Source organism: Rhodococcus sp. BP-349, assembly GCF_019835845.1.
In the GTDB taxonomy this organism is placed as follows: Bacteria; Actinomycetota; Actinomycetes; order Mycobacteriales; family Mycobacteriaceae; genus Rhodococcoides.
Genome location: NZ_JABUDR010000001.1, coordinates 1,320,325 through 1,341,210, shown reverse-complemented (window position 1 = coordinate 1,341,210; position 20,886 = coordinate 1,320,325). Strand labels below are relative to the sequence as shown.

Sequence of the window (20,886 nt, the reverse complement as noted above, 5' to 3'; positions counted from 1 at the left end):
TTCTGACACGAGGAGTTGATATGAGCACAGCGATTCACACCACCACGGGTTCGACGTCGTCCGAGTCGAACGATCACGCCGACGACGCGAATCTGCCGAAGTCCGAGGCCGAGATCGACGAGCTCCGCAAGGAGATCGACCGCCTCGATGCCGAGATCCTCGCCGCCGTGAAGCGCCGCTCGGAGGTCTCCCGCACCATCGGTCAGACGCGCATGGCGCAGGGCGGACCCCGCCTCGTCCACAGCCGCGAGATGAAGGTCCTCCAGCGTTTCAGCGACCTCGGCCAGGAGGGTCACACGCTGGCCATGCTCCTGCTCCGCCTGGGCCGCGGACGCCTCGGACACTGAGTCCACCGCTCGTCCAGCTCGACCGGGAACCGCCCACACGAGGGGCGGTTCCCGTGCCTCACCGCATCACTGCCTCACCGTCTCACTGCAGGGCGATGTACTTGGTCTCGAGATACTCCTCGATCCCCTCGCTTCCGCCCTCGCGACCGAATCCCGACGCCTTGATCCCACCGAACGGTGCGGCCGCGTCGGATATCACTCCGCGATTGACACCCACCATGCCGGTCTCCACGGCCTCCGCCACGCGCAGTGCCCGGTCGAGATCCCGCGTGAAGATGTACGCAGCCAGACCGAACTCGGTGTCGTTCGCCGCGGCGATGCCGTCCTCCTCGGTCTCGAAGCCGCGCACCGCGAGCACCGGTCCGAAGACCTCCTCGCTCAGGATTCGCGCGTCAGCGGGAACGTCGGTCAGCACGGTGGCGGGGTAGAACCAGCCCGGCCCGTCCTCCGCAGAGCCGCCGAGCGCGACGGTCGCGCCCTTGGACGCCGCGTCGTCGACGAGTTCGGCCACCGTGTCACGCTGCTCCTCGTTGATCAGCGGTCCGAGCTTCGTGTCCGGATCACTGCCCCGCCCGACCGTCATGGCGCGCATCTTCTCGGTCGCCTTGGCGACGAACTCGTCCTTGACCGAGTTCTGCACGTGGAACCGATTGGCGGCCGTGCAGGCCTCACCGCCGTTGCGCATCTTGGCGAGCATCGCTCCCTCGACGGCGGCGTCGATGTCCGCGTCGTCGAACACGACGAAGGGCGCATTGCCGCCCAGCTCCATCGACGTCCGCAGCAGGTTCTTCGACGACTTCTCCACGAGCATCCGCCCCACCTCGGTGGAGCCGGTGAAGGTCAGCTTGCGCAGTCGAGGATCGTCGATCAGCGGTCCGGTGACAGCGCTGGATTTCGACGTAGGCAGTACCGACAGCACACCCTCGGGCAGCCCGGCCTCGGAGATGAGCTTCGCCAGATAGAGCATCGTCAGTGGAGTCTCCGACGCGGGCTTGACCAGGATCGTGCACCCGGCCGCGAGCGCAGGCCCGATCTTGCGGGTGCCCATGGCCAGCGGGAAGTTCCACGGCGTAATCGCCAGCACCGGGCCGACGGGCTGCTTGGTCACCAGGATCCGGCCGTTGCCCGCGGGCGCCGGCGTGTACCGCCCCGCGATGCGGACCGCCTCCTCGGAGAACCAGCGGAAGAACTCGCCGCCGTACTTCACCTCGGCCTGGCTCTCGGCGAAGGCCTTGCCCATCTCGAGCGTCATGAGCAACGCGATGTCGTCCGCGTGCTCGGTGATCGACTCGAAGACCGCCCGCAGAATCTCGCCGCGCTGCCGCGCCGGGGTGGCGGCCCAGGACTTCTGCACCGCGACGGCCTCGTCCAGTGCGCGGGCCGCATCGGCGGGACTCGCGTCCGAGACCTCGGTGAGCACCTCCCCCGTCGAGGGGTCCCGAACCGGGAACGTGGCGCCGTTCTCCGCGTCGACCTGCTTGCCCCCGATCCACAACTTCGTGGGGACGGACGCGATCAGGTCCTTCTCCCGGGTCGTCGCTGCGCTGCTCGTTCCTTCGCTCACGTCTCTCGCACTCCTCGTCGCTGCTCGCCGGGTCGCCCGGTGGTACCGACTGTCTACCCCGTGGGGCCGGACTCGTCACGCACGCCTGCAAGGCGATCGCATGTCAGCGGGCAGGCCGGAGGCCGGTCGGCATGTCAGCGGGCAGGCCGGAGGCCGGTCGGCATGTCTCAGCGGCTCGGGTGCCCAGCGATTAGGGTCAGGGCTCATGAGCGCCGACATCACGAGCACCGAAGCCTGGACCGAGCTCGTCTCGCATCACGAGGCCGTGGCCGATCGCCACCTCCGTGAGTTCTTCGCCGACGATCCGTCGCGTGGGAGCGAGCTGACCGTCACCGCGGGCGACCTGTACATCGACTACAGCAAGCACCGGGTCGAGCGGCAGACCCTCGACCTGCTGCTCGACCTCGCACGGGCAGCGGACGTCACCGGGCGGCGGGACGCCATGTTCGCCGGTGAGCACATCAACACCTCCGAGAACCGGGCCGTGCTGCACACCGCGCTGCGTCTGCCGTCGGACGCGTCGCTCGAGGTCGACGGCCAGGACGTGGTGGCCGACGTGCACGAGGTCCTCACGCGGATGGGCGATTTCAGTGATCGGGTGCGATCCGGTGAGTGGACCGGCGCCACCGGTGAGCGGATCCGCACCATCGTCAACATCGGGATCGGCGGCTCCGACCTCGGTCCGGTGATGGTCTACCAGGCCCTGCGGCACTACGCCGACGCCGGAATCTCGGCGCGGTTCGTCTCGAACGTCGACCCTGCCGATCTGGTCGGCACACTCGCCGACCTGGACCCGGCGTCGACGCTGTTCATCGTCGCCTCCAAGACCTTCGGCACGCTCGAGACGCTCACCAACGCCACGGCTGCCCGGCGCTGGCTCACAGCCGCGCTCGGTGACGACGCCGTCGCCCAGCACTTCGTCGCGGTGTCCACCAACGCGGAGAAGGTGTCGGACTTCGGCATCGACACCGCGAACATGTTCGGCTTCTGGGACTGGGTCGGCGGCCGCTACTCGGTCGACTCCGCCATCGGCCTGTCGGTGATGCTCGCCGTCGGCCGCGAGGCGTTCGCGGACTTCCTCAAGGGGTTCCACCTCATCGATCAGCACTTCCGCGAGGCGCCGCTCGAGTCCAACGCGCCGATCCTGCTGGGCACGCTGGGAGTCTGGTACTCCAGCTTCTTCGGCGCGCAGTCTCGCGCGGTGCTGCCGTACTCGAACGATCTGAACCGGTTCGCCGCCTACCTGCAGCAGCTCACCATGGAGTCGAACGGCAAGTCGGTCAGGGCGGACGGAACGCCCGTCACCACGGACACCGGCGAGATCTTCTGGGGCGAACCGGGAACGAACGGCCAGCACGCCTTCTACCAATTGCTGCACCAGGGAACACGACTGGTGCCGGCGGACTTCATCGGCTTCGCCGAGCCGACGGACGATCTCCCCACCGCGGACGGCACGGGCAGCATGCACGACCTGCTGATGAGCAACTACTTCGCTCAGACCAAGGTGCTGGCGTTCGGCAAGACTGCGGAGGAGATCGCGGCCGAGGGCACGGACGCGGACATCGTGCCGCACAAGGTGATGCCGGGCAACCGCCCGTCGACGTCGATTCTCGCGCCGAAACTCACTCCGTCGGTGGTCGGTCAGCTGATCGCCCTCTACGAACACCAGGTCTTCGTCGAGGGCGTCATCTTCGGTATCGACTCGTTCGACCAGTGGGGAGTCGAGCTGGGCAAGACCCAGGCGCAGGAGCTCACGCCGGTGCTGACCGATGCGGACGGCCCCGGGGCGGACCTCGATTCGTCGACGAGTGCCCTGATCGACTGGTACCGCGGCGAACGCGGACGCTGACGTACGGCGAGACCGTGCCGGTCCGTCGGGTCGGGGGTCTGACGGACCGGCACGGTCTCACACACCATGTCGCCGCCACCCGTCCGGGCGTTACACATCGGGCGAACTTTCTTCGGCGCCCTCGTGAACAACCACAACCAGGCGTGGGCAGCGGTACGGTCGGACCATGAACGTGCGGATCGAAAGACGAGGTCCGGTGGTCACGGTGATCCTCCACCGACCCGAGGCGCGCAACGCCGTGGACGGTCCCACGGCGGCAGCCCTGGTGGAGGCCTTCGAGGAGTTCGACGCCGATCCGACGGCATCGGTGGCGGTGCTCTGGGGAGACGGCGGAACCTTCTGCGCCGGTGCCGACCTCAAGGCGCTGGGCACCGAGCGCTCCAATGTGGCGACCGAACACGGTGACGGTCCGATGGGCCCCACGCGCATGGAACTGTCCAAGCCCGTCATCGCCGCGGTGTCCGGTCACGCGGTCGCCGGCGGCCTCGAACTCGCTCTGTGGTGCGACCTCCGCGTCGCCGACGAGGACGCCGTGTTCGGTGTGTTCTGTCGGCGCTGGGGTGTGCCGCTGATCGACGGCGGGACGGTGCGGTTGCCACGGGCGATCGGTACGTCGCGGGCGATGGACATGATTCTCACCGGGCGTGCCGTCGATGCGCAGGAGGCGCTGACGTTCGGACTCGCCAACCGGGTCGTTCCCACGGGCACCTGCCGCGCCGCCGCCGAGGAACTCGCGGCGTCGCTGGCCGAGTTCCCGCAGGCCTGCCTGCGCGGCGACCGCCTGTCGGCGCTCGAGCAGGAGGGCATGGACCATCGCGCGGCGATGGCGAACGAGTTCCGGCACGGTGCCACCTCGCTCGTCGATGCGTTCGACGGTGCGCAGAAGTTCGCGTCCGGCGCCGGACGACACGGAGCACCGCTCGAGTGACTCGCCTCTCCGTCGTCGACGAGATCTTTCTCCGCACCCATCGCGGCTTCGGCATACCCGTTGCCATGCAGGGTATCTGGGTCACGGAAGAGCCCATCACCCGGGACGCTCTCGACCTGATCGACGCTCGTCTCGCCGAGGGACGCCTGGGTGTGCGGATCGTCAGTTCGCGCCTGCCCGGCGCTCGCCGACGGTGGGTACGGGCGTCGGGGCGGCCCGGAGTCCGGTGGACGGAGCCGACCGACGACCCCGTCCGCTGGGCCGAGTCGTGCGCCGACGAGTCACTGGATCCGGAATACGGGCCGGGCTGGCGCCTGACGGCGGCGCCCTGCAGGAACGGGACCGCTGTCTCACTGGTGTGCTCGCACGTCATCGCCGATGCACGCGGACTCATCGACGCCGCAGCGGCGGCGCTGTCCGGGGTACCGGACGCACTCTCCCCGGACGACGACACCACCGACACCGCCGACGCGCTGGCGACACTGTCGACCGTCCTCGGCCGCACCACAATGGCCGTCTCCGCCCTGGCCGTCAGTCGGGCCCGACGTGCCGAACTGATGCACTACCTGCAGGCATCGAGGACCGGGACTCGTGCGCCCGCCCGTCCCGACGGGTGGGAAGTCCTGTCCGTGAGCACCGATGTGGATGCGACGCAATGGGATCGGGTCGCCGCCGAGGGAGCGGGCACTCCCAACGTGGTGTTCCTGTCCGTCGCCGCAGCCGTCGTCGCGACCCTGAGGTGTTCCGGCACGTCCGGCGGCACCGACGACTCCGTTCTGCTGGGTGTCCCGATGAAGGTCGAGGGGGGCGGCGCCAACGCGATCTCGGTGACGGCCGTCCGCATCACGGGTGCCGACTCACTGGCCGATGTCCGACAGCGGGCGAAGACGGCGTACCGGAGCCCCCTGACCGGTCCCGCGGGCTTTCCCGACGAGTTGCTGCACGTCGTCCCCGAACGCGCCGCCGCGCTGCTCGCACCGTCGACGGGGCGGCGGGATGCACTGTGCTCCAACATCGGTCCGCTTCCCGAAGCGGTGCGGACCATCGGCGGCCGCCGCGCGGTGCACGTCGCCGCCCGAGCGATCCACCCGGGACTACGACACGAGCAGTCCGCCGCGTCGCCGACCATCCTGTCGGCCTATCTGTGCCGCCACGATCACGCCTACACGCTGTCGGTGGTGGTCACCGATCCCGCGGAGGCGCACTCGGTGAAGCAGCTCCGCGACGCGATCTGCCAGGCGCTGGCGCATCACCACCTCACACCCGACTTCTGGTGAGTACGGTGAACACCACCGACGAGAGAGGGCGAGTGCGTTCATGAGCGAGACCGACATCTACGCGAAGATCAAGGACCTGGTCGACACCGAGCACGCGTTGCGTTCGCGCACCGAGGCCGGCGAGCTCGACCCCGGTGAGGAGCGGGCGCAGCTCGACCAGCTCGAGAAGGCGCTCGACCAGTGCTGGGACCTGCTGCGTCAGCGCCGCGCCAAGAAGGACGCCGGCCTGTCCCCTGACGACGCCGAGGCGCAGCCCGTCTCGCAGGTCGAGGGCTACCTGCAGTAGCTAGACGAGCCTGTCCGTGAGGCGACGAGGGAGCACGCGCAGGACGACGTCGATGGCCTTCCACGTGAGGCCCGGCACCGCGGAGCGCGTGACCTCCTTCTCGATGGCCGAGACCATCGCGGAGACGCCGTCGTCGAGTGAGGACATCAGCCGACCGGCGTCTCCCGCGCGGGAGGACATGTCGGTGGCGACGTACCCGGGCAGCACCGTGGTGACCGTGATGGGTGTTCGGCGGAGTTCGGCGACCAGCGCCTCGCCGAGCGCCGAGACTCCCGCCTTCGATGCGGAATAGACAGCCTTCGATCCGGGTAGTCCGCGATCGGCACTGACCGACGACACGAGGACGAGGTGACCGGCATTCTGCTCACGGAACACCGCCAGCGCTGCCTCGACCTGCGACACCACTCCGACGAAGTTGGTGCGTGCGGTCTCGAGGTTGGCGTCCGCGCGGCCGGTGCCGAGCCTCGCGCCCTTCCCGAGACCGGCGTTCACGATCACGCGGTCGAGCCCGCCGAGTGTCTCCCGCAGCGCGTCGATCCCCGACACCACCGACTCGTGATCCGTCACGTCCATCGCGGCGACCGCCACGGTGATGTCCGGATGCCGGACGGTGAGCTCGGCGCGCAGAGCCTCGAGCCGCTCCACCCGCCGGGCACAGAGCCCCACGTCGCGGCCCATCGCCGCGAACCGCCGCGCCATCTCCTCGCCCAGACCCGAACTGGCCCCGGTGATCACGATCTTCTGTCTCCCCATCGGGCACACACTAGCCACCACGACCGACTCAGAACCCCGACGTCCCTGTGAATGGAGGATCAGTGAGCGACAGCAGCACCGACGAGTACGACGTCATCGTGATCGGCGGAGGACCCGTCGGCGAGAACGCGGCGCAGTATGCGATCGCGGGCAGTGATCGCACCGCCGCCCTCGTCGAGCACGAACTGGTGGGCGGTGAGTGCTCGTACTGGGCCTGCATGCCCAGCAAGGCGCTGCTCCTGCCCGGTTCCGTCCTGAACCAGGCCCGCTCGATGCCCGGGGTACGCGAGATCGTGGGCGACGCGCGACTCGACGTCGATGCGGTGCTCGCCCGCCGCGAGAGCTACACCCACGGGCTCGACGACTCGTCGCAGGTCGAGTGGGCCGAGGGTGCGAACATCCATGTCGTCCGGGGTCACGGGCGAGTGTCCGGCGAGCGCGAGGTGACGGTGGGCGATCGGGTCCTGCGCGCCCGGCACGCGGTGGTCCTCGCGACCGGCACCACGGCCACGGTGCCGCCCATTCCCGGACTGCGCGAGGCACTTCCGTGGACGTCCCGCGATTCGACCAACCTGCACGAGGTACCGGAGCGGATCATCGTGATCGGCGGGGGCGTCGTCGCCTGCGAGTCGGCGACATGGTTGCTGGCCCTCGGCGCGGAGGTCACGATGATCGTGCGCGGAACCTCGCTGTTGACCGGATCGGAGCCCTTCGCCGGGGCCGCGGTGGCCGACGCACTGACCGCCGCGGGTGCACGCATCCTGTTCGAGTCGCAGGTCGCCACGGTGTCGCGACCCGACGCGCGGGACACCGGGTACGGCCACCTCCACGGCGGTCCCGCCTCGGTGACGGTCGGTGACGACACACTCGAGGTCGACGAGATCCTGGTCGCCGCAGGTCGACGGCCGGCCACCAAGGACCTGGGACTCGACGCGGTGGGCCTCCCCACCGGGGACTCGATCGCCGTCGACGACCATCTGACGGCGAAGGACGAGTGGCTCTACGCGGTGGGCGACGTCAACGGTCGCGCCCTACTCACCCACATGGGCAAGTACCAGGGACGCGTGTGCGGCGACGTCATCGCCGCGCGCGCGGAGGGTCGATCGATCGACGGCAGCAGGTTCCGGGCGAGCGCCGACCACGGCCAGGTGCCCCAGGTCGTCTTCACCACCCCCGAGGTGGCGTCGGTGGGCCTCACCGAGAGGAAGGCGCGGGCCGCCGGTCTGCCGGTGCGGGTGGTCGAGATGGACATCGCCGTCGCGGGAAGCTCACTGCGCCAAGACGACTTCGCCGGACACGCGTCGATGGTGATCGACACGTCGAGCGACGTGATCGTCGGATTCACGCTGGTCGGCCAAGGCGTCGCGGAACTCCTGCACGCGGCCACCATCGCGGTGGTAGGCCGCGTCCCGCTGGAGACCCTGTGGCACGCGGTCCCGTCCTACCCGACGATGAGCGAGGTCTGGTTGCGCCTCCTGGAGTCCGCTCGCGACGGGAGTTAGCTGCGCGGCAGCGGCTGGGCGCGCCGCACGGAGAGCGCCGCTCGCGCAGGGTCGAGCGGGACCGGGGAGATCACGACGCCGTGTCCGACGCGGAGCGTGCCCGAGCTGATCGGCGCTGTGCGCAGACCACCGCGTCCGATCAGAGCCTTCCGGGTGCCGTCCACCACCATGCTGTCCATCCACGCGCACGGGTGCGCCGGCCGGCCTCCGCGCAGGAGCACCGGGCCGTCACCGGTGTCGATGACGAAGTCCTCGCCCCGGAGCGGGTCGAGCTCGAGACCCCGAACGACGATGTTGCGTCGCGCCACGCTCACGTCGCCGTCCCACGGCTCGTCGTCCGGATGCAGAGCGTTCGCCTCGGCGACCGCCGTCTCCCACGCCTCGATCGCCAGGAACGTGATCGCGGCCTCGGTATGGGCCTTGACGCCGAAGAACCGGTCGCCCCGGATGCCCTTCCCGGTCACCACCTCGACGGACGACGGCTGTTGCGTGCGTACGTCGGCGGCGGGCCCGTCCTTGCTGCGACCGAAGTAGGCATGTGACGGAGACACGAGAAGCTGCACGATCTCGATGGGACAGGTGAACGTCATACCCCGAGTGTGCTCACTCTGCTCTCCGTATAGTCGGCCGGATGGGGCAGGGAGACTTTTCGACAGAGATCACCACGAGCGAGGGGCGGGTCCGCGGATTCGTCGCGCGCGGCATCGCGCAGTGGCGGGGCATCCCGTACGCGCAGCCGCCGGTCGGACCGCTGCGGTTGCGTGCGCCGCAGCCGCCGACGGCCTGGGAGGGCGTCCGGGACGCCACCCGCTGGGGTGATGCGGCGGTCCAGGATTCCGGCCGCTCCCCCATCGGACCCATCAAGGGACAGGGCACCAGCGAGGACTGCCTGACGCTCAACGTCAGCGCGCCGGCGACCACGGCCACCGGTCCCCGGCCCGTGATGGTGTTCATCCACGGCGGCGCGTACACGCTGGGAACGTCGGCCACCTCCATGTACTCGGGCACGTCGCTGGTCCGCCGCGGCGACATCGTCTACGTCTCGCTCAACTACCGGCTCGGCGCCCTCGGATACCTCGATTTCCGACAGTTCTCGACGCCCGACCGGACCTTCGACAGCAATCTCGGGCTGCGGGACCAGGTCGCCGCGCTGCAGTGGGTCCGGCGCAACATCGCCTCGTTCGGCGGCGATCCGGACAACGTCACCATCTTCGGCGAATCGGCCGGCGGCAATGCCGTCACCACGCTGACGACCGTGCCCGCCACGAAGGGCCTCTTCCACAAGGCCATCTCGCAGAGCTCGGCCCCGGGCATGGTCGCCACGTCCGACCGCAGCGAGAAGTGGGGACGCGACTTCGTCGAGTTGCTCGGTGCCACTCCGGACACCGCCGCGGAGGCGCTCGCGGGCGCCGACGTGGCCGATCTGCTGAAGGCGGCTCACCGGCTGGGTTCGAAGAGCCTGAAGGAGACTCCGGGGCTCATTCCGTTCGGCCCCAGCGTCGACGGGGACTACGTGCCGGAAGCGCCGCTCGCGGCGTACCGATCGGGCCGCGCACACCCGGTTCCGATGATCATCGGCAGCAACGAGCACGAGGGCACCCTGTTCCCCAAGTGGCTCGACGCCCTGCCCACGAACGCCGAACGCATCGACCGCCTGTTCGCGAACACCGACCCGTCGGCCAAGGATCGCATTCTCGCGGAGTACCCCGGGTACCCGAAGGGTCTGTCCGCCATCGACTTCGGCGGCGACATCACCTTCTGGCGACCGTCGCTCGAGATCGCGGACGCCCACACCGAACACGCGCCCACCTACGTCTACCGCTACGACTACTCGCCGCGGTTGTTCGACCTCCTGAAGCTGCATTCGACGCACGGTTCCGAACTGTTCGCCGTGTTCGGCGTCTACCGCGCCCGCGTCGGGAAGTTCTTCGCGATCCTGGGTGACTGGGGCAGCTCGGTGGCCGTCACCGACGAGGTGCAGAAGCAGTGGCTCGCCTTCGCGAGAACGGGTGCGCCCGAAGCGGACTGGACCCGCTACGAGGTGCCCGGGCGCGCCACCCGGATCTTCGACAGCGCGACGCGGATGGAGAACGATCCGCTCGGATCCCGCCGCGCCGCGTGGGAGGGCTTCAGCGGCTACGACACACCGACAGCATCCTCGGCCGGTACGGAGAACGAGTCGTCGCAGGACTTCCGCTGATCGGCTACTTCACGAGACGGGACAGACGGCGGTCGGCGAGAATCCGGCCGCCGGTCTGGCACGTGGGGCAGTACTGGAACGACCTGTCGACGTAGGACACCTCGCGCACGGTGTCGCCGCAGACCGGGCAGGGCATTCCCGTCCGCGCGTGCACCCGCATGCCGGACCGCTTCTCGCCCTTGAGCCGTGCCGCGTCCTGACCCTCGGACCGCGCGACGGCGTCGAGCAGGACCGAGCGCATCGTGGTCCACAGCAGGGTCACCGACTCGGGAGTGAGCGAGGCGGTGGTGGCGAACGGCGACAGCTTCGCGGTGTGCAGGATCTCGTCGCTGTAGGCATTGCCGATTCCGGCGAGCAGTTGCTGATCCACCAGCGCGGTCTTGAGCCGAGAACTCTTGCGGGCGAGCAGTTCCGCGAACTCCGGCTCCGTCACCGCGAGTGCGTCCGGGCCCAGACGGGCGATGCCGGGAACGTCCTGTGGATCCCGCACGACCCACACGGCGAGCCGCTTGCGCGTCCCCGCCTCGGTGAGGTCGAACGCGGGCGTGAGTCCCTCGGGCGTGAAGAGATGCACGCGGAGAGCGAGCGGCCCCTTACCGGGCTTGGGCGGCGCCGACGACGGGTTGTCCGTCCACCGCAGCCAGCCACCGCGGGACAGATGCGTGACGAGCCAGAGCCCGCCGGCCTCGATACCGAGATGCTTGCCCCACCGAGCGGCGGCCGTGATGTCCTTGCCCTGCAGATCGGTGACCGGCGGGTCGAAGGTCTTGAGAACACTCAGCGCGGCCACGTCGATGCGCCCGATCACCGCTCCCAGCGCGTGATCGCGCAGAAAGCCGGCGAGGGCCTCCACCTCGGGTAGTTCCGGCACGTCTCGACCCTAACGGGAGTTCACGGCAGATGGACCAGATAGGTGTCCATCACCCAACCCGCCTCGGCCCGTAGAGCCGCCCGACGCTCGACGATCTCGTCCCCGATGTCGTCGACCGTGCCCTCCAGGATCACCTCACCGGGCGTGCCCAGGTTCGCGCCCCACCACACGTGCCACCCGGGCAGAGACCGGAAGCTGCAGTCCGAGTCCAGCATCACCACGGCCGCCGTGACGCCGTCGGGCAGGCCCTCGTCGCGAAGCCGGCGACCGGTGGTGGTGAGGACAGGCTCCCCCACGCGGTTCATCACGATGCGGTGCGCCGCCGCGAGCGCCGAGGGACTGGTGACACCCGGGATCACCGAGACCTCGAACGGGCTGTCCAGCACGGCGCGCACCCGCTCCACCACGCGCAACGTGCTGTCGTAGAGCGACGGGTCGCCCCACACCAGCATCGCGCCGACCGACTCGGACGGCTCCGCGTCCACGAGGTCGGCGAGCATCCGGGCGCGGAGGTCGTGCCAGGTGTCGACGGCGTCGTCGTAGTCCGACGGCGCGCGGTCACGAGGCGGATCGGTGAACTCGACCACGCGATGGTCGGTCGGCACGTGCTCACGCAGGATGCGGGTGCGGACGTCGACCAACTCCTGCTTCTGCGCGCCCTTGTCGATGACGAAGAAGACGTCGACGGTGTTCATCGCCTTGATCGCCGCGACGGTCACCTGGTCGGGATCCCCCGCGCCGATACCGATCACGTGCATGGTCCTCATCTGCCTGAGCCTAAGGTGTAGCCATGGTCGCGACGCCCTACGAGGATCTGCTCCGCCGCGTGCTCGCGGAGGGCACGCCCAAGTCCGACCGCACCGGGACGGGCACCACCAGCCTGTTCGGCCACCAGATGCGGTTCGATCTGTCCGAGGGCTTTCCCCTCGTGACCACCAAGCGGGTGCACCTCAAGTCGATCGTGCACGAGTTGCTGTGGTTCCTGCGGGGCGAGTCCAACGTCGCCTACCTGCGCGAGAACGGCGTCACCATCTGGGACGAGTGGGCCGACGAGAAGGGCGACCTGGGGCCGGTCTACGGAGTGCAGTGGCGCTCGTGGCCCACGCCGTCGGGCGACCACATCGACCAGATCTCGCAGGTGATCGACACCATCCGCCGCGACCCCGATTCCCGACGCATGATCGTCTCGGCCTGGAACGTCGCGGAGATCCCCGACATGGCCCTGGCTCCGTGCCACGCCTTCTTCCAGTTCTACGTCGCCGACGGAAAGCTCTCCTGCCAGCTGTACCAGCGCAGCGCCGACATGTTCCTCGGCGTGCCGTTCAACATCGCGAGCTACGCCCTGCTCACGCACATGGTCGCCGCGCAGACCGGTCTCGCGGTGGGCGACTTCGTGTGGACCGGCGGCGACTGCCACATCTACGACAATCACGTCGACCAGGTGCGCGAGCAGGTGACGCGAGAGGCGTTCCCCGCCCCCACGCTCCGACTCGCTCCACGTGACTCGATCTTCGACTACACCTTCGAGGACATCGAGATCGTCGACTACCAGCACCATCCCGCGATCAAGGCACCCGTCGCGGTATGACGATCGGGTTGGTGTGGGCGCAGGCGCACGGCGGCGTCATCGGCAAGGACGGCACGATCCCGTGGCGGGTGCCCGAGGACATGGCGCACTTCCGGGAGATCACGGGTTCGAGCCGCGTCGTCATGGGACGGCGCACCTGGGACTCGTTGCCCGCACGGTTCCGCCCTCTGCCCGGCCGGACGAACATCGTGCTCAGCCGTGACGCGTCCTGGTCCGCGGAGGGCGCCGCGCGTGCCGCCACGATGGACGAAGCGCTGCTCGGCGGCCACGACACGTGGATCATCGGCGGTGCGGACATCTACCGACTCGCCCTTCCGCACGCGGACGTCGTCGAGATGACCGAGATCGATCTGGACGTCCCCGGCGGCGACACGGTGGCCCCCGAAGTGCCGGCATCGTTCACCCGGACCGAGGGCACCTGGCGTACGAGCAGCGCGTCCGATGTCCGCTATCGATTCGTGCGCTACACGCGCTGATTCGCCGCGCCGGGGCCCGCCGAGCGGGACAATACGACGCATGGACAAGAAATCGCTGACCGCGCTCGCTCGGCAACAGCTGAAGCTGGCGAGGACCGCGTCCAGCGGACGGAGTTCGAGCACCGTCTACGGCGGGCACCAGCGCAGTCTGCGGCAGACAGTGGTGGGCCTGGCCGCGGGCAACTCGCTGGCCGAGCACGATCTGAACGGAGAGTCCACGGTCCTGGTGCTCAGCGGCCAGTTGCAACTGGTGAGCGGTGAGCGATCCTGGAAAGGTTCCGCGGGCGATCTCCTCGTCGTCCCCGACGCCCGCCACAGTGTGGAGGCCGTCGAGGACGTCGCGTTCCTGCTGACCGTCGCGATGTAGGACGGGCAGGCCGGTTCGAGGCGGTCAGTCGTTCGATCGGTCAGACGGCGATGGCTTCGCCGCGCTCGCGATCGCGGGCCAGCGCCCGGTCGCGGGACTCCTCGAAGCGCACCGCCTGCTTCTCGAGGTCCGCCAGGTAGTCGGCCACCAGTTCACGCAGCTTCTCGCCCTCGGGTCCGAAGTCGGTGCGCTCGAAGATGTCCCACTTGCGCAGCACCGGCATGATGACCTCGTCGAGGTGCTGGCGCAGGTCGTAGATGCCGTACTTCGCGATGAGGACGGCGTTGCGACGGAAGTCCGGCTGGTTGAGCCCCGGCATCTGGAAGTTCATGACGACGTCGGCGATCGCCTTCATCGTCTGGTCCGGCGCGAGCTCGATGGCTGCCGCGCACATGTTCCGATAGAAGATCATGTGCAGGTTCTCGTCGGCCGCGATGCGGGCCAGTAGTGCGTCGGCGATCGGATCGTTGCAGGCCCTGCCGGTGTTGCGGTGCGACACCCGCGTGGCCAGCTCCTGGAACGTCACGTAGGCGACGCCGTGCAGCAGATTGGCGCCCTCCATCGGCGAGTCGATGCCCACCGTCATGTGCTCCATCCGCGCCTGCTCGAGCGCGACGGGATCGACACTCCGGGTGACGACGAGGTAGTCGCGCATCGCGATGCCGTGGCGGTTCTCCTCCGCGGTCCACCGACCGACCCAGGTTCCCCAGGCTCCGTCCATCGAGAAGTTCTCGGCGAGACCGCGGTGGTAGGAGGGCAGGTTGTCCTCGGTCAGGAGGTTGGTGACCATGGCAGCCTTGGCAACCTTGGACAGGGACGACTGCTCCGGCGACCAGTCCTGGCCACCCAGCATCGCGAAGTTCTTGCCGTCGCTCCACGGGATGTAATCGTGCGGGTTCCACGGCTTGGCCAGCGTCAGATGGCGTTCGAGATTGGTTTCCGCTACCGGCTGCAGTTCGCGCAGCAGCTCGATCTGTGACAGCACCTGTGGCATGAGATTCCCCCGTGACGCGTCGTGTTCCGTCGACCTGGCAGGCCGACGAGAGGTGACGCTAGGACGCGTCCGATCGGGCTGCCGCTGCCTTGCGTCGATGTTGGGACGAGTCGCAGGAGGGCCCGATTCCGCCTGGCTCGAGTCACAGCACCGTGAGGAAACGCGGGACGAAACTACACATATAAACTTTTATTGCCCTACAATTTGAACTTGCGCCCCGTTTTTGTGCGAGTGACGAGTCAGTCGATCGTGGACGTGGCAGGAAACCGCCACGTGCCACGGAGTGGACGTACGGCTCGCCGACCGGAAGGAACTAGTTACGTGAGTGTCGAGAACACGCAGTCGTCCCAGGCGGCTGCGGTGGAGAAGAGCACCACCGGACTCATGGTGGCAGGCCGCACCGGCGTGCCGCCACGCGACCTCGAGAACGTCGCTCGTCGCACGGTGGGACAGCCGGCTGCGGCCACCCGCACGTCGACACTGGGCGCGAGCCTCCGGGCGGACGTCACGGAACTGACGGTGTCCTGCCTGTCGATGGCCGTCGGTGTCGGAGACGCACCGACCACCTCGGACGAGGACATCGCCGAGCTCGGCGGCCGCGCGGCGCAGTGGGCCCGCGAGGGAGTTCCGCTCCGCGCCGTCCTCGGCGTCTACCACGAGGGCATCCAGATGGGCTGGGACCTGGTGTCCGAACGCGCGACGGGCAACCTCAAGTCCGTCGCCAAGGCGTTCGTCGCCCTGTCGGAGCGCATCTCGACGGCCGCGTCGGCCAGCTACGTCGACGAACTGCAGGCCGTCGCGAGCGAGCATCACACCGCGGCGCACACCGTCGTCACAGCACTGCTCAGCGGCCACAACGCGCGTTCCGTGGCTCGCCAGTCGGGCATCGAGCTCGCCGACTCGTTCACCGTGCTCGCCGTCTCCATCGCCGCTCACCCCGACGAGTCCAACCCCGCCCTGCCGCGCGCGGTCACCGCCCGTCGCAAGCTGCGCCGCGTGCAGGCCGAGCTGGCTCTCGTGTGCGACCGCTCTCCTCTGTCGATGCTGTCCGCCGAGGGCGGCACCATCCTGGTGCCGGGCGAGCGCGACGACGAGTGGGTCGCCACCCTCGTCGAGCGCATGTCCGTCGCCGCCGAGACAGCGGTCACCGCCACCGTCGCCACCAGTTCCGTCAACGACGTGCCGGCCGCCTCGGATCAGGTGCACGAGCTTCTCGATCTCGCCCAGCAGCTTCGTCGACCCGCCGGCGTCTACCGCATGACCGACCTGGTTCTCGAGTACCAGCTCACGCGCCCCGGCCCCGGCCGGGCGTACCTCTCGCGCGTCCTGGTCCCGCTGGACAACTCGCCCGAGCTGCTCGAGACCCTCGAGATCCACATCAATCACGACCTCAACCGGCAGCGGTCGGCCCGGCAGCTGCACCTGCACACCAACACGGTCGACTACCGCCTCAAGCGGATCGCGCACCTCACGGGGTTCGATCCCACGCGCCCGTCCGGGATGCGGCACCTGCAGGCCGCACTGGTGGCACGCAAGTTGGAAGCCATCTCGCCCAGCGCCTGACGGCCACGTCGACCCGGTAGAGTGCTGAACGTCAGCCCGGCTCTCACCGGGTCGGCCCTCGTAGCTCAGGGGATAGAGCAACCCTCTCCTAAAGGGTAGGTCGCAGGTTCGAATCCTGCCGAGGGCACCGAAGGCTCCGCTACAGTCCAGCCATGACGCGCGCGCTCCTCCTCGTGGCAGGCCTGCTCGGTTCCCTCTTCCTGTCCGTTCCGGCCGCGTCGGCCGCACCGTCCACCACCTGGCTCTGTCGACCCGGGGCCGCGGATCCGTGTGGGGGTGGCACCGACGCCCCTGTCGACTGCTTCTACGTCTACCCGACCGCCTCCCTGCAGCCGGCGCAGTCCGCGAACCTCGACGCCTCTCCCGAACTCGCCTTCGCTGCGGCAGCGCAGGCTCGCCCGTTCGGATCCGTGTGCAACGTATGGGCTCCGGTCTACCGCCAGGCCACTCTGCTGAGCCTCGCCACCGCGGACGGTCCCGCACGCGATGCGGCACTCGCCGCGGCCTACGTGGACATCGATCGAGCCTGGACCGACTACCTCGCGCAGCGGAACTCGAACCGCGGTGTCGTGCTCGTCGGCCATTCGCAGGGGTCACGCATGCTGCGCACGCTCCTGCAGCAACGCATCGAACCGGATCCCGCGACGCGAGCACTGTTGGTGTCCGCCATCATTCCCGGCATATCGGTACGGACGTCGGACTTCACCACCGTCGCCCCGTGCACGGATGCGAGCGAGACCGGTTGCGTCGTAGCGTATTCCACGTTCTCGCGCTTTCCCCCGCCCGACTCCCGCTACGGCGGCGACGGCATCCTCTGCACCAACCCGGCGTCGCTCGGGACGAATGCCAGGACACCGGTACCGGGGCCGCTGCCGAACCTCACGGCGCAGTGCGACGACGACAACGTGCTGATGATCGACGGCCCGGGAGCCTCGGCCCTGCCCACGCTGCCGAACGCCACCTGGGGCCTGCACCTGCTGGACCTGACGATTCCGCAGCAGACGCTGGTCGATCTGGTGCGGTCGCAGAGCGCGGCGTTCACTGCCTGACCGCACACCGGTTCTGTGAAGCGCACACCCATTGCAGCCTGCTGGAAGGGGTGTGAGCTCGCGACAAGGGGTGTGCACACGCGACGCAGCCGCGCGTGCAACCCATCCGCCGGAGCGCACACCGGTTCTGTGAAGCGCACACCCGCTGCAGCCTGCGGGTAGGTGTGTGAGCTCGCGACAAGGGGTGTGCACACGCGACGCAGCCGCGCGTGCAACCCAGCACGCCGGAGCGCACACCGGTTCTGTGAAGCGCACACCCGCTGCAGCCTGCTGGAAGGGGTGTGAGCTCGCGACAAGGGGTGTGCACACGCGACACAGCACAGCCGATCCCGTTCCGCCACAACCACTCCAGCCGATTCAGCGCGCCCCGCAACGCCCCACGGGTTGCGAGACCGCGGTCACAGCGACCGACCGGCTACACTGGGTCACGCTGCTGCGCCACTGTGCGCGGCGTACGTCGTGGAATCAGCACGAATTTTTCTTACGGCGATCGGAACTGCCCACCGGCAGTCTCGCCATTCTGCGCTCCGCCACAGGAGTGCTCAGATGCCCGAAAGGCACTCGAACTCTTCATGACTTCTCCCTCCTTCGCCGACCTCGGCGTCAGTGACCGTCTCGTCCGCGCTCTCACAGCTGCCGGCATCGCGTCACCGTTCCCCATCCAGGCGGACACCCTGCCCGACACGCTGAAGGGTCGCGACGTCCTCGGACGCGGAAAGACCGGCAGCGGAAAAACTCTCGCGTTCTCCATCCCCATGGTGTCCCGCCTCGGCGAGACGTTCTCGGGCGTCCGCAAGCCCAATCGCCCGCGTGGTCTGATCCTTGCCCCCACCCGTGAGCTGGCCACCCAGATCGCTGCCGCCCTCGAGCCGCTCACCATGGCGTCGAACCTGCGCGTCACGACGATCTTCGGTGGCGTCTCGCAGGCACGCCAGGTCACCGCGCTCAACCGCGGCGTCGACATCGTCGTCGCCTGCCCCGGCCGCCTCGAGGATCTGATGAAGCAGCGTCTGGTGACGCTGGACGACATCGAGATCACCGTGCTCGACGAGGCCGACCACATGGCGGACCTGGGCTTCCTGCCCGGCGTCACGCGCATCATGAAGGCCACGCCCTCGCACGGACAGCGCATGCTGTTCTCGGCGACACTGGACAACGGTGTCGACAAGCTGGTCAAGCAGTTCCTCACCGACCCGGTGCAGCACTCGGTCGACGAGGAGAACTCCCCCGTCGCCGCGATGACCCACCACATCTTCGAGGTGGGCGGCGTCGACGGCAAGAAGGCGCTGGTTCAGCGTCTCGCCTCCGGCGAGGGTCGGCGCATCCTGTTCATGCGCACCAAGCACCAGGCCCGCAAGCTGGCGCGTCAGCTCACCGAGGCCGGCATCCCGTCCGTCGACCTGCACGGCAACCTGTCGCAGGCTGCGCGTGACCGCAACCTCGCCGCGTTCTCCAACGGTGATGCGCGGGTGCTCGTCGCCACCGACGTCGCGGCGCGCGGTGTGCACGTCGACAACGTCGAGCTGGTCGTCCACGTCGATCCGCCCGCCGAGCACAAGGCCTACCTGCACCGCAGTGGCCGTACGGCCCGTGCGGGCAGCGCCGGCGACGTCGTCACCGTCGTCCTGCCGGAGCAGCGCCGCGACCTGTCGGTCCTGATGCGCAAGGCGAAGATCGACGCGGCGCCGCAGCGCGTGACCGTCGACTCACCGGCCGTCCAGGAGCTGGTCGGCGACGTCGCGGCCTACGTCAAGCCCGCTCCCAAGGAGGCCGCACCGGCTCCGAAGCAGCAGCAGCCCGGACGCGGACGCTCCACCCGCGGCGGTCACGCCGGTAACTCCAACGCGGGCTCGGGTCGACGTCGTCGCCCCACCACCGCGCGCAGCGAATCAGCCGGTTACCGGGGCTGATCGCCGAGCGATCCCGACGCTGAGCACCGCCGCCACGACGCAGAGACCAGCTGCGCCGAACCAGGCGGCGGTGTACTCACCGGTGGCATCGCGCACGACCCCCGCCACCACGGACGCGATGCCGGCGCCCACCTGGTGCGAGGCGAACACCCAACCGAACACCAATGGTCCCTGCGCGCCGAACACCTCGCGACACAGAGCGATGGTGGGCGGCACCGTGGCGACCCAGTCGAGTCCGTACACGACGATGAACACCACGATCGACGGGTGCAGGGCGTCGGACAGCAGCGCCGGCAGGAACAGCAGGGCGACGCCTCGGAAGGCGTAGTACGCGCCCAGCAGCAGTCTCGGATCCACCCGGTCGGTGAGCCAGCCCGATGCGATGGTGCCCACGATGTCGAAGATCCCCACCACGGCCAGCAGTCCCGCGGCTGTGGTCTGCGGCATTCCGTGATCATGCGCGGACGGGATGAAGTGCACCCCCACCAGCCCGTTCGTGGTGGCGCCGCAGATCGCGAAGCCCACCATCAGCGCCCAGAACGTCCGCACGGACGACGCGTCCCGCAGTGCTCGGATCGCCCGCATCGCGGGATTCCCCGTGACGAGCACAGGAGCGGGTCGCTCGGTCGCCCCGTACGGCAGCTCCCCCACCTCCTCGGGAGAGTTCCGCAGGAACAGCAGCACGAACGGCACGACGGCCAGTGCGCCGCCCGCCACGACGAGTGACGCCGTCCGCCATCCCGAGCTGTCGGCGAGCGCAGCGACCACCGGCAGGAAGATGAGCTGGCCGGTCGCGGACCCGGCCGTGAGGATGCCGGACACGAGCCCGCGGCGCCGCACGAACCAGCGGTCGGTGACCATGGCGGCGAAGACGAGGGCCATCGATCCGGTACCCAGGCCGATGAGCAACCCCCACGTCAGCAGGATCTGCCACGGCGCGGTGACGAACACGGTGAGGGCGCTGCCCAGGGCCACGACGGTGAGGGCGACGGATGTCACCGTCCGGATGCCGAAGCGGTCCATCAGCGCCGCCGCGAACGGTGCGGTCAGCCCGAACAGCAGCAGGTTGATGCCCACCGCCGCGGACAGCACGCCGCGCGACCACCCGAACTCGTCGGTGATCGGCACCATGAGCACCGACGGAGCGGCGCGGAACCCCGCCGCTCCGAGGAGTGCGAGGAACGCCACTGCGGCGACGATCCAGGCCCGGTGCACGCGTCTCGGTCGCGTGATCTGCACGGCGGCGTCGGAGTCGGACGTCATGGCTCACTTTCTCGTTCCGCGGGTCTCCGTCGGAACGGGAACCGGACACGCCGGTGGCACACTCGAGGGGTGAGATCCAGGACGGCCACAGGTCGCGGT

At 69.0% G+C, this 20,886-nt stretch carries 20 protein-coding genes and 1 tRNA gene; 14 read left to right on the top strand and 7 right to left on the bottom strand.

All coding sequences use genetic code 11. The features are described 5' to 3' along the window. The first annotated feature begins 20 nt into the window (after positions 1–20). A complete protein-coding gene (locus tag HQ325_RS06340; RefSeq protein WP_222627386.1) occupies positions 21–347 on the top strand; it encodes a chorismate mutase in 327 nt (108 codons plus the stop codon). An 82-nt stretch (positions 348–429) separates the two neighbouring features. Here HQ325_RS06340 and HQ325_RS06335 read toward each other — a convergent pair whose 3' ends face one another. Continuing rightward, on the bottom strand, positions 430–1,911 hold the full coding sequence (locus tag HQ325_RS06335) for an NAD-dependent succinate-semialdehyde dehydrogenase (protein WP_222627384.1): 1,482 nt from the start codon (positions 1,909–1,911) through the stop codon (positions 430–432). 205 nt (positions 1,912–2,116) lie between these two features. Here HQ325_RS06335 and pgi point away from each other — a divergent pair, with 205 nt between their 5' ends. The 4 genes from pgi (at position 2,117) to HQ325_RS06315 (ending at position 6,251) form a co-directional block, all read left to right on the top strand. Beyond that, positions 2,117–3,760, top strand: a complete 1,644-nt coding sequence (gene pgi, locus HQ325_RS06330) for a glucose-6-phosphate isomerase (protein ID WP_222627382.1) — start codon at positions 2,117–2,119, stop codon at positions 3,758–3,760. Between the two features lie 166 nt (positions 3,761–3,926). Continuing rightward, the gene (locus HQ325_RS06325) at positions 3,927–4,688 is read left to right on the top strand and encodes a crotonase/enoyl-CoA hydratase family protein (RefSeq protein WP_222627380.1); all 762 of its coding nucleotides are present in this window, start codon (positions 3,927–3,929) and stop codon (positions 4,686–4,688) included. Continuing rightward, positions 4,685–5,965: a hypothetical protein gene (locus HQ325_RS06320; RefSeq protein ID WP_222627378.1), complete on the top strand. Its 1,281-nt coding sequence runs from the start codon at positions 4,685–4,687 to the stop codon at positions 5,963–5,965. Before HQ325_RS06325 ends, HQ325_RS06320 begins: the two co-directional genes overlap by 4 nt. A gap of 40 nt (positions 5,966–6,005) precedes the next feature. Then, on the top strand, positions 6,006–6,251 hold the full coding sequence (locus HQ325_RS06315) for a DUF2630 family protein (RefSeq protein ID WP_222627376.1): 246 nt from the start codon (positions 6,006–6,008) through the stop codon (positions 6,249–6,251). Here the strand turns inward: HQ325_RS06315 and HQ325_RS06310 are convergent, their stop codons facing one another. Further along, positions 6,252–7,004, bottom strand: coding sequence for an SDR family oxidoreductase (locus HQ325_RS06310; protein ID WP_222627374.1), 753 nt, complete (start codon positions 7,002–7,004; stop codon positions 6,252–6,254). Between the two features lie 62 nt (positions 7,005–7,066). Between HQ325_RS06310 and HQ325_RS06305 the strand changes: the two genes are divergently transcribed. Continuing rightward, positions 7,067–8,506 (top strand): NAD(P)/FAD-dependent oxidoreductase, encoded by a 1,440-nt coding sequence (locus HQ325_RS06305; protein WP_222627372.1) that lies wholly within the window; start codon positions 7,067–7,069, stop codon positions 8,504–8,506. Here HQ325_RS06305 and HQ325_RS06300 read toward each other — a convergent pair. Next, positions 8,503–9,096, bottom strand: a complete 594-nt coding sequence (locus tag HQ325_RS06300; RefSeq protein WP_222627370.1) for a molybdenum cofactor biosysynthesis protein — start codon at positions 9,094–9,096, stop codon at positions 8,503–8,505. The two genes, HQ325_RS06305 and HQ325_RS06300, sit on opposite strands and share 4 nt — an antisense overlap. Before the next feature lie 41 nt (positions 9,097–9,137). On the opposite strand from HQ325_RS06300, the gene HQ325_RS06295 reads away from it, so the two are divergent. Continuing rightward, positions 9,138–10,706 carry a carboxylesterase/lipase family protein gene (locus HQ325_RS06295; RefSeq protein WP_222627368.1) on the top strand — a complete coding sequence of 523 codons (1,569 nt, stop codon included), beginning with the start codon at positions 9,138–9,140 and terminating at the stop codon, positions 10,704–10,706. A gap of 4 nt (positions 10,707–10,710) precedes the next feature. Here the strand turns inward: HQ325_RS06295 and HQ325_RS06290 are convergent, their stop codons facing one another. Both HQ325_RS06290 and cobF read right to left on the bottom strand, forming a co-directional pair. Beyond that, positions 10,711–11,577, bottom strand: coding sequence for an Fpg/Nei family DNA glycosylase (locus HQ325_RS06290; protein ID WP_222627366.1), 867 nt, complete (start codon positions 11,575–11,577; stop codon positions 10,711–10,713). A gap of 20 nt (positions 11,578–11,597) precedes the next feature. Then, positions 11,598–12,344 carry a precorrin-6A synthase (deacetylating) gene (gene cobF, locus HQ325_RS06285; protein WP_222627364.1) on the bottom strand — a complete coding sequence of 249 codons (747 nt, stop codon included), beginning with the start codon at positions 12,342–12,344 and terminating at the stop codon, positions 11,598–11,600. Between the two features lie 23 nt (positions 12,345–12,367). Here cobF and HQ325_RS06280 point away from each other — a divergent pair, with 23 nt between their 5' ends. Genes HQ325_RS06280 through HQ325_RS06270 form a run of 3 tightly spaced genes read left to right on the top strand, consistent with a single transcriptional unit; the run spans position 12,368 to position 14,008 of the window. Further along, positions 12,368–13,165: a thymidylate synthase gene (locus HQ325_RS06280; RefSeq protein WP_222627362.1), complete on the top strand. Its 798-nt coding sequence runs from the start codon at positions 12,368–12,370 to the stop codon at positions 13,163–13,165. Beyond that, positions 13,162–13,641, top strand: a complete 480-nt coding sequence (locus HQ325_RS06275) for a dihydrofolate reductase (protein ID WP_222627360.1) — start codon at positions 13,162–13,164, stop codon at positions 13,639–13,641. The genes HQ325_RS06280 and HQ325_RS06275 overlap by 4 nt, the downstream gene beginning before the upstream one ends. Before the next feature lie 40 nt (positions 13,642–13,681). Further along, on the top strand, positions 13,682–14,008 hold the full coding sequence (locus HQ325_RS06270; RefSeq protein ID WP_222627358.1) for a cupin domain-containing protein: 327 nt from the start codon (positions 13,682–13,684) through the stop codon (positions 14,006–14,008). A gap of 40 nt (positions 14,009–14,048) precedes the next feature. On the opposite strand, the gene HQ325_RS06265 is transcribed toward HQ325_RS06270, so the two are convergent. After that, positions 14,049–15,002 carry an acyl-ACP desaturase gene (locus HQ325_RS06265; protein WP_222627356.1) on the bottom strand — a complete coding sequence of 318 codons (954 nt, stop codon included), beginning with the start codon at positions 15,000–15,002 and terminating at the stop codon, positions 14,049–14,051. 384 nt (positions 15,003–15,386) lie between these two features. On the opposite strand from HQ325_RS06265, the gene HQ325_RS06260 reads away from it, so the two are divergent. The 4 genes from HQ325_RS06260 (at position 15,387) to HQ325_RS06245 (ending at position 19,524) form a co-directional block, all read left to right on the top strand. Next, the gene (locus HQ325_RS06260) at positions 15,387–16,565 is read left to right on the top strand and encodes a helix-turn-helix domain-containing protein (protein ID WP_222628976.1); all 1,179 of its coding nucleotides are present in this window, start codon (positions 15,387–15,389) and stop codon (positions 16,563–16,565) included. 54 nt (positions 16,566–16,619) lie between these two features. Continuing rightward, a tRNA-Arg gene (locus tag HQ325_RS06255) sits at positions 16,620–16,692 on the top strand. Between the two features lie 25 nt (positions 16,693–16,717). Further along, positions 16,718–17,614 carry a DUF3089 domain-containing protein gene (locus HQ325_RS06250; protein WP_222627354.1) on the top strand — a complete coding sequence of 299 codons (897 nt, stop codon included), beginning with the start codon at positions 16,718–16,720 and terminating at the stop codon, positions 17,612–17,614. A 572-nt stretch (positions 17,615–18,186) separates the two neighbouring features. Continuing rightward, positions 18,187–19,524 carry a DEAD/DEAH box helicase gene (locus tag HQ325_RS06245; protein ID WP_222627352.1) on the top strand — a complete coding sequence of 446 codons (1,338 nt, stop codon included), beginning with the start codon at positions 18,187–18,189 and terminating at the stop codon, positions 19,522–19,524. Here the strand turns inward: HQ325_RS06245 and HQ325_RS06240 are convergent. Continuing rightward, positions 19,504–20,787 carry an MFS transporter gene (locus tag HQ325_RS06240; protein ID WP_222627351.1) on the bottom strand — a complete coding sequence of 428 codons (1,284 nt, stop codon included), beginning with the start codon at positions 20,785–20,787 and terminating at the stop codon, positions 19,504–19,506. The genes HQ325_RS06245 and HQ325_RS06240 overlap by 21 nt on opposite strands. Positions 20,788–20,886 lie beyond the last annotated feature (99 nt).